The sequence below is a fragment of the Candidatus Magnetobacterium casense genome, assembly GCF_019173545.1.
GTDB classification, from domain to species: Bacteria; Nitrospirota; Thermodesulfovibrionia; order Thermodesulfovibrionales; family Magnetobacteriaceae; genus Magnetobacterium; species Magnetobacterium cryptolimnobacter.
Genome location: NZ_JABXWD010000203.1, coordinates 1 through 6,377, shown reverse-complemented (window position 1 = coordinate 6,377; position 6,377 = coordinate 1). Strand labels below are relative to the sequence as shown.

The 6,377-nt window shown below is 50.9% G+C and carries 6 protein-coding genes; 2 read left to right on the top strand and 4 right to left on the bottom strand.

Going from position 1 to position 6,377, the window contains the following annotated elements; all coding sequences use genetic code 11:
• The first annotated feature begins 194 nt into the window (after window positions 1-194).
• Together trmFO and HWQ67_RS11225 are read left to right on the top strand one after the other, a co-directional pair.
• On the top strand, window positions 195-1,523 hold the full coding sequence (gene trmFO / locus HWQ67_RS11230) for a methylenetetrahydrofolate--tRNA-(uracil(54)-C(5))-methyltransferase (FADH(2)-oxidizing) TrmFO (RefSeq protein WP_218252780.1): 1,329 nt from the start codon (window positions 195-197) through the stop codon (window positions 1,521-1,523).
• A gap of 59 nt (window positions 1,524-1,582) precedes the next feature.
• Window positions 1,583-2,884, top strand: a complete 1,302-nt coding sequence (locus HWQ67_RS11225; RefSeq protein WP_218252779.1) for an AmpG family muropeptide MFS transporter — start codon at window positions 1,583-1,585, stop codon at window positions 2,882-2,884.
• A 7-nt stretch (window positions 2,885-2,891) separates the two neighbouring features.
• Here the strand turns inward: HWQ67_RS11225 and cobJ are convergent, their stop codons facing one another.
• The 4 genes from cobJ to HWQ67_RS11205 all read right to left on the bottom strand — a co-directional run.
• Window positions 2,892-3,653, bottom strand: coding sequence for a precorrin-3B C(17)-methyltransferase (gene cobJ / locus HWQ67_RS11220; RefSeq protein WP_218252778.1), 762 nt, complete (start codon window positions 3,651-3,653; stop codon window positions 2,892-2,894).
• Entirely contained in the window at window positions 3,622-4,359 is a 738-nt protein-coding gene (cobM, locus tag HWQ67_RS11215) for a precorrin-4 C(11)-methyltransferase (protein ID WP_218252777.1), read from the bottom strand. The genes cobJ and cobM overlap by 32 nt, the downstream gene beginning before the upstream one ends.
• 178 nt (window positions 4,360-4,537) lie before the next feature.
• Complete coding sequence (locus tag HWQ67_RS11210) at window positions 4,538-5,443, bottom strand: type II toxin-antitoxin system RelE/ParE family toxin (protein WP_218252776.1); 906 nt, start codon at window positions 5,441-5,443, stop codon at window positions 4,538-4,540.
• Window positions 5,444-5,449: 6 nt separating this feature from the next.
• Window positions 5,450-6,377 (bottom strand): AAA family ATPase (locus HWQ67_RS11205; protein ID WP_218252775.1); only part of this gene is annotated, 928 nt, incomplete at its 5' end.

Here is a 6,377-nt window from a genome sequence, read left to right as displayed (position 1 = left end):
CCGCTCCATTCAAGCGTGGTCACATTATTAAAGTGTAGTAACAATGCCATATTATGAGGGTATAAGAGTGGCGTAAATCCTGGCTACCACGGTTGATTGTGGTACTACCGAGTTATCAGTAGATACGTCAACCTTTGAAATGTATGATTAGCTTAATCCATTCTTTGGTTTCTTTGTGCTATGATATATATTAAGTGTCAGAACTAACCATCATAGGAGGCGGGCTTGCCGGGTCTGAGGCGGCGTACCAGGCGGCACGCTGTGGCGTGGATGTTACCGTCCATGAGATGAGACCGGCCAGGCTGACCCCGGCACACAAGAGCGGCCTCTTGGGAGAACTTGTGTGTTCCAACTCCCTGCGCTCTGACCTTGCCGACACTGCCCACGGCCTGCTTAAGGCAGAGCTGACGATGGCCAACTCCCTCATAATGGAGGCGGCCCGTGCCACTGCCATCCCGGCAGGCAGCGCCTTAGCCGTCAACAGGGATGAATTTGCCGCCTACATAACCAACAAGCTCAGAAATCATCCGCGTGTAAAGATAGTCACCGGGGAGGTCACGCAACTGCCCGCCCCACCGGCTGTCATAGCCACCGGACCACTGACCTCGGATGCACTGGCTGCGGCGCTGGGCAAGGTCACCGACGAAAGCTCCCTGTACTTCTACGACGCCATAGCGCCGATCATAGACGCCGACAGCATTGACTACGACATCGCATACTACAGCTCACGCTACGGCAAGGGCGGTGACGATTACCTGAATTGCCCAATGGATGAAGCGGCCTACAACCGGTTCTACGACGCCCTGAGGGAGGCCGACAGTGTTGCCGCCAGGGACTTTGAAGACGTCAAGGTCTTTGAGGGCTGTATGCCTGTTGAAGTGATGGCGCTCAGGGGCAGGGATACCTTGAGATTTGGCCCCCTGCGTCCGGTGGGTTTGCCGCATCCGGTGACCGGGGCGATGATGCACGCCGTGGTACAGCTCAGGGCGGAGAACGCCCAACGTTCAGCCTTTAACATGGTCGGCTTTCAGACGCGTCTGCGGCAGCCGCAACAGCAGAAGGTCTTTCGGTTGATCCCCGGCCTGCAGGGGGCGGAGTTCCTGAGATATGGCTCCATTCATCGCAATACGTTTATCAACTCCCCGTTGTACCTTGACAGGGGATTGCGTCTGAGGTCGCCACAGGTCGATGGTGCCATCTATATTGCGGGACAGTTGACCGGCGTTGAGGGGTACCTTGAGTCTACGGCAATGGGGCTGTTGGCCGGGATATTTGCCGCACGCAACATCCTCGGTCTGCCGCAAGTGGAGCCTCCCGGTGATACTGCCTGTGGCGCCCTGCTTGACTACATCACCACCCCCGTCAAGGGCGGCAGCTTTCAGCCCTCAAACATAAATTTTGGCCTCCTGCCACCCCTGGATAAACACATCAGGGACAAGAGCCAGAAAAAACAGGCCATCGTTGCACGCTCACTACAGTCGTGGGGCGCCTTTGTTGCAACAACAGGCAGATATACCCCCTGAAATACACAGATGATACCGCCCCATTGAAGTGTACTCACAAAGCTGAAGCATAGCACCATATGAAATCACCATCTTACGTTAGCGTTCTGGGTAGCCGACGGATAGCAATGCTGTTGCCGATAGGTTTTGCCTCGGGGCTGCCTTTGGCGCTCACGGGCAGCACGCTACAGGCGCTGATGACAAGCTGTGGGGTAGACATCCGCACGATTGGCTTGTTTGCGCTTGTCGGACTGCCCTACACGCTCAAGTTTCTGTGGGCTCCGCTGATGGACCACCTGGCACCACCCTACCTGGGCAGACGCCGCGGATGGATGCTTCTGATGCAGATCGCACTGATGCTGAGTATCGCACTGATGGCCGTGATATCCCCGCGCAGCAGTCCGGTGTTAATGGCGGTGGTTGCCCTGATGGTAACTGCGGCATCGGCCTCCCTGGACATCGTCGCAGATGCCTACAGAACCGATGTCCTTCATCCGCAGGAGCGTGGCTTGGGGACAGGCGTCTTTATCACCGGCTATCGCATAGCAATGTTGACCTCCGGGGCACTAGCGCTAGTGATATCAGACCACATCGGCTGGCGGGCAACCTATCTGTTGATGGCAGCAGTGATGACAGTTGGCATAATCGCAGTCATCTTCGCCCCGGAACCACAGAATGCCGTGAAACCGCCTAAGAACCTGCAAGAGGCAGTGTGGGGGCCATTAAAGGACTATTTCACAAGAGACTCGGCCATAAAAATATTGCTGTTTATCGTCCTGTACAAGTTGAGCGATGCCTACGCCGGCTCACTCAGCACCGCATTCCTGTTAAAGGGCATGGGGTTTTCGGCAACCGAGGTGGGCACCATCAACAAGGGGCTGGGGTTAATCTCCACGGTTGTCGGGGCCATGTTTGGCGGCACGATGATGATCAGGCTTGGGTTGTTCAGGTCGTTGCTGCTGTTTGGGATACTGCAGGGGGTGTCCAACCTCTTGTTCATGGCGTTGGCCTACACCGGCAAGAGCTATGCTATGTTGATTGTAACCGTGGCCGTTGAAAATCTCACCGGCGGGATGGGTACGGCCTCGTTTGTGGCATTTATTATGACGTTGTGTCATCAACGTTACAGTGCCACGCAGTATGCGTTGTTGTCGTCCCTGGCCGCAATGGGGAGGATACTGGTTGCCCCCACATCGGGAATCGTTGTTGAGGCAGCGGGATGGGCCAACTTCTTTCTGATAACTGCCCTGACCGCCATCCCGGGCATGGTACTCCTACTGTGGCTTCGTACCAACATTGAGGCAATGGCTGGCGAAAGGGAGAAGGGGTGCGGCTCCGCCCTCCCCTCAGACCCATCCCGCAAGGGGGCACAAACCCCTTGACCCCTTCCTACTTTTTCTTTTCTTTGTACCCTCGGGGGGTAACAAGGAAATCGTTGATATGGAGGGTCTGTGAGTTTCCGATTATTACGGTTGTGTGCATATCTATTTCGTAGTTGAGCATACGGTTCAGATCGGTTATCACCACCGACTCGCCCTCGCGCATGGCAGCCTTTACGATGCCAACGGGGGTGGTCTCTGCCCTGTAGCACAGGATAATATCACGGGCGGTATTGATGTGCGTGCTGCGGCCCTTGCTTTTGGGGTTATACAGCACAATAACGAAATCGGCATCCGCAGCCGCATGGAGGCGTTTCTCTATTAACTCCCACGACGTGAGGCGGTCTGAGAGACTCACACAGGCAAAGTCGTGCATCAGGGGCGCCCCCAGCCGTGCGGCACTGGCACACAACGCCGGTACTCCAGGGACGATCTCCACGTCGATATCTCTTCTGCCATTTAGCAGCTCCAATATCAGCCCGGCCATGGCATAGATACCGGGGTCGCCGCTGCTTACAACCGCCACACTCCTGCCCTCGGCGGCAAGGGCTATAGCCTTGTTACACCTGTCAACCTCCTGAGTCATGGCCGTGGAGTACACCTCCTTACCGTCAACGAGTCCGCCTATCAACCCAACATATGTGGTATAGCCCACCACACACTCGCTCTGCCTGATTACCTCAAGGGCACGTTGTGACATATGCTCAACCGCACCAGGCCCTATACCAACTACGTATAACTTACCGCTGCCTTTTTTGAAACTCTCCATCATATAACCTCGAACGTTTTGTCGTATCAGTCTTTAATGCTTCACCCACAAGGATGAGGGCCGTCTTTGTAATACCGGCCTCCTTTACGATGGCGGCTATCGTCCGGATCGTGCCCTCAAACACCCGCTGCTGCGGCCATGACGCCCGTTCAACGACAACAACGGGGGTGTCCGCCGGATAGGACGTTGCCAGCTCCGAGACGACGGCTTCTATGTGCGCAATGCTCAAGAAGATGACCATCGTTGCCTTGTGTGTTGCAAGTGCAGAGAGACGTTCACCGCTTGGCACTGCAGTGTTGCCCTCGATGCGCGTGACGATGACGCTCTGACTGACCTCCGGGATGGTCAATTCCTGTCCTATGGCCGCCGCCGCTGCACCAAGTGACGAAACCCCGGGGACTACCTCATAGGCAATCCCTGCCGTCTTCAGGCGATGTATCTGCTCCGTGATGGCGCTGTAAAACGAAGTATCCCCGCTGTGTAGTCGCACCACCATCTTGCCTTCCCGTGCGGCGGTCACCATCGTATCAGTGATCTCCTCAAGGGGCATGTGCGCCGAGTCGTACACCTTCGCCTTCAGTCCCGTGACAAGGACGGGATTGACGAGACTTCCGGCGTAGATAACCACGTCACACTCCTTGAGGAGCCGGTGACCCTTGAGCGTTATCAGCTCCGGGTTGCCAGGCCCCGCTCCAACAAAATATATCATACCTCTATCCTTTCATATGTGGCTACCTTATACGCAAGAAAAGAAAGAAGGAGGGCGGTTTACGGCAGGGGTGCCTCACCCCCTCCGCCCCCTCCTCAAACCTCCCCTGCAAGGGGGCCAACCCCCTTGACCCCATTTATACTCAATTCTAATGTTATACATATTTCTGTCCAGGTACTTAGTTGCTCTTTATGTTTAATGTTTTAAGATACTCATCGAAACGACTATCAGCAATCCTGATATGCTTAGTATAATCATTACCATGTTTTATGAATCCTTCTAAGATAACAGGGGTGCCTATTTTATCTTTAGCAAAAAGGATACGAATCTTTCCATGTTGGCCTTGTGCATTTCCAAATCGTATCTCTTTCATATTTTGAATTTGGGAACCATTAAGAGTATCAATGATTGGGCGAACAAAATTGAAGCCATTATTATGGCAATCCTTCAATCTTTTTTTAATTTTATGTTGATTTTCTTTTCCACAAACTTCAAACCAGGATAGAAAGTTTTTTGTAAAATAAGCGTCAGGGGCACAATCATTTATACTTTCTTCCAATGCAATCAAAATATGTTTTGCATGTTCTACTCCTGATATATTAAAGATATGCACTTTTGTTGGTTTGTAGCCTTTTTCGTTGTTGTAATACATGTCTATATTATAGCATTGCCAGAGTTCATCAGTTGCAAGACTTAGCATAACACCGTTCTTATACAAAGCCAGACTGAATATGTCCAAGTTTTCGTTGTATGGATGATCCTTAAAGTAGGGAGAGAGCGTTGTCAGTTCATTAAAATCATCATCAGATATGCTGTCATAAAAGGGTGCTTTATCTTCTATTTGAGTGATAAATAAATAAAGGTCCCTTTCTTTATTACTTACAATTTCCTTAAAGTCTTCATAAGTAAAGCTCTCAGCCAACTTTATGCCGGCAGGATTGTCCGTATCAAAATAGAGTTCAAATCTGTCTTCATTCTGGTTAAGATGCAGAACTCCCTGAAATGCCTCTATTAAGAGTTCATATGCCGCACTTTGATCAGAGGCAGGTATGCTTAGATTATTGAACATAAGTGAATAGTCCATAATAGCCTACCTCTTGGCCAGTCTAGCACTATTGAGCATTGCCTGATCGAAAAAGCCCTTAGGCCAGAAGTCGAGTTTGCCATTTGGGTAAATCTTGGGTGTTTCAACGATTGTATTACCATCCTTATCTAACGAAAAGTAGTGAAACTTTGCCATATCCGGTGATAACTCCTTATCCTTAACCGCTATCCGTATGCCGTCCATGATATGTTCGCTGTGAGTCTCCACGATGACCTGAACACCTGATACAGCAGTCAGGGCAATCAATCGCCCTATAGCAGTCTGTGCCTTTGGATGCAGATGGGCCTCAGGGTTTTCTAACAGGACAATGACCCCGTTAGATTCTTTTAAACTCTGTCTTTCTTTGTCTTCCCACTCAGCGGCCATCCCCAATAGGGAGACAATGACAGGTAGGGTGTAGCTCAAACCAAACCCCGTGTTTGTCGGTCGGAAGTCGTTAATCTCTGCATAGGCAATATCTCTTTTTACATATGTAGAGTGTTTAAATGTAACATAGGGCGCAATTTCTTTAAGCCAAGCACGTACATTATAGAGCAGAGTATACCCTTCCGTGTTTGGATGACAAAGCAGCTGAGGTACAATGTCCCTCTCATGGCGAGAGAGGTAGTCAATTACATACTCTCCACATTCACCTACGTGAGTCAGGTCTTCCGTTGAATTATACAAAGGCATAAATACACGAGGTCCCCAACGGTCAGCGCTTACATAGCTCATAAGTGGAAATAGTGATTTGTCGTTTTCATATGTGTTTATCTTTAGTTGTCTCGGCTCCGTGAGATTGATAGTCATCTCTACCCTTTGGCCATTTTTAAACGTGCCAGTAATTTTTATAGGATCAGACATGGCAGCATTTATATTTCTCATTTCCTTTAACATACCGTGATTATACAGAGTTGGTTCTCCCAGCTTGACC

Bases quoted from the DNA above. Each gene is read 5' to 3' on its own strand.
- HWQ67_RS11225 (WP_218252779.1), top strand. From the start codon at position 1,583: ATGAAATCACCATCTTACGTTAGCGTTCTGGGTAGCCGACGGATAGCA.
- cobJ (WP_218252778.1), bottom strand. From the start codon at position 3,653: ATGATGGAGAGTTTCAAAAAAGGCAGCGGTAAGTTATACGTAGTTGGT.
- cobM (WP_218252777.1), bottom strand. From the start codon at position 4,359: ATGATATATTTTGTTGGAGCGGGGCCTGGCAACCCGGAGCTGATAACG.
- HWQ67_RS11210 (WP_218252776.1), bottom strand. From the start codon at position 5,443: ATGGACTATTCACTTATGTTCAATAATCTAAGCATACCTGCCTCTGAT.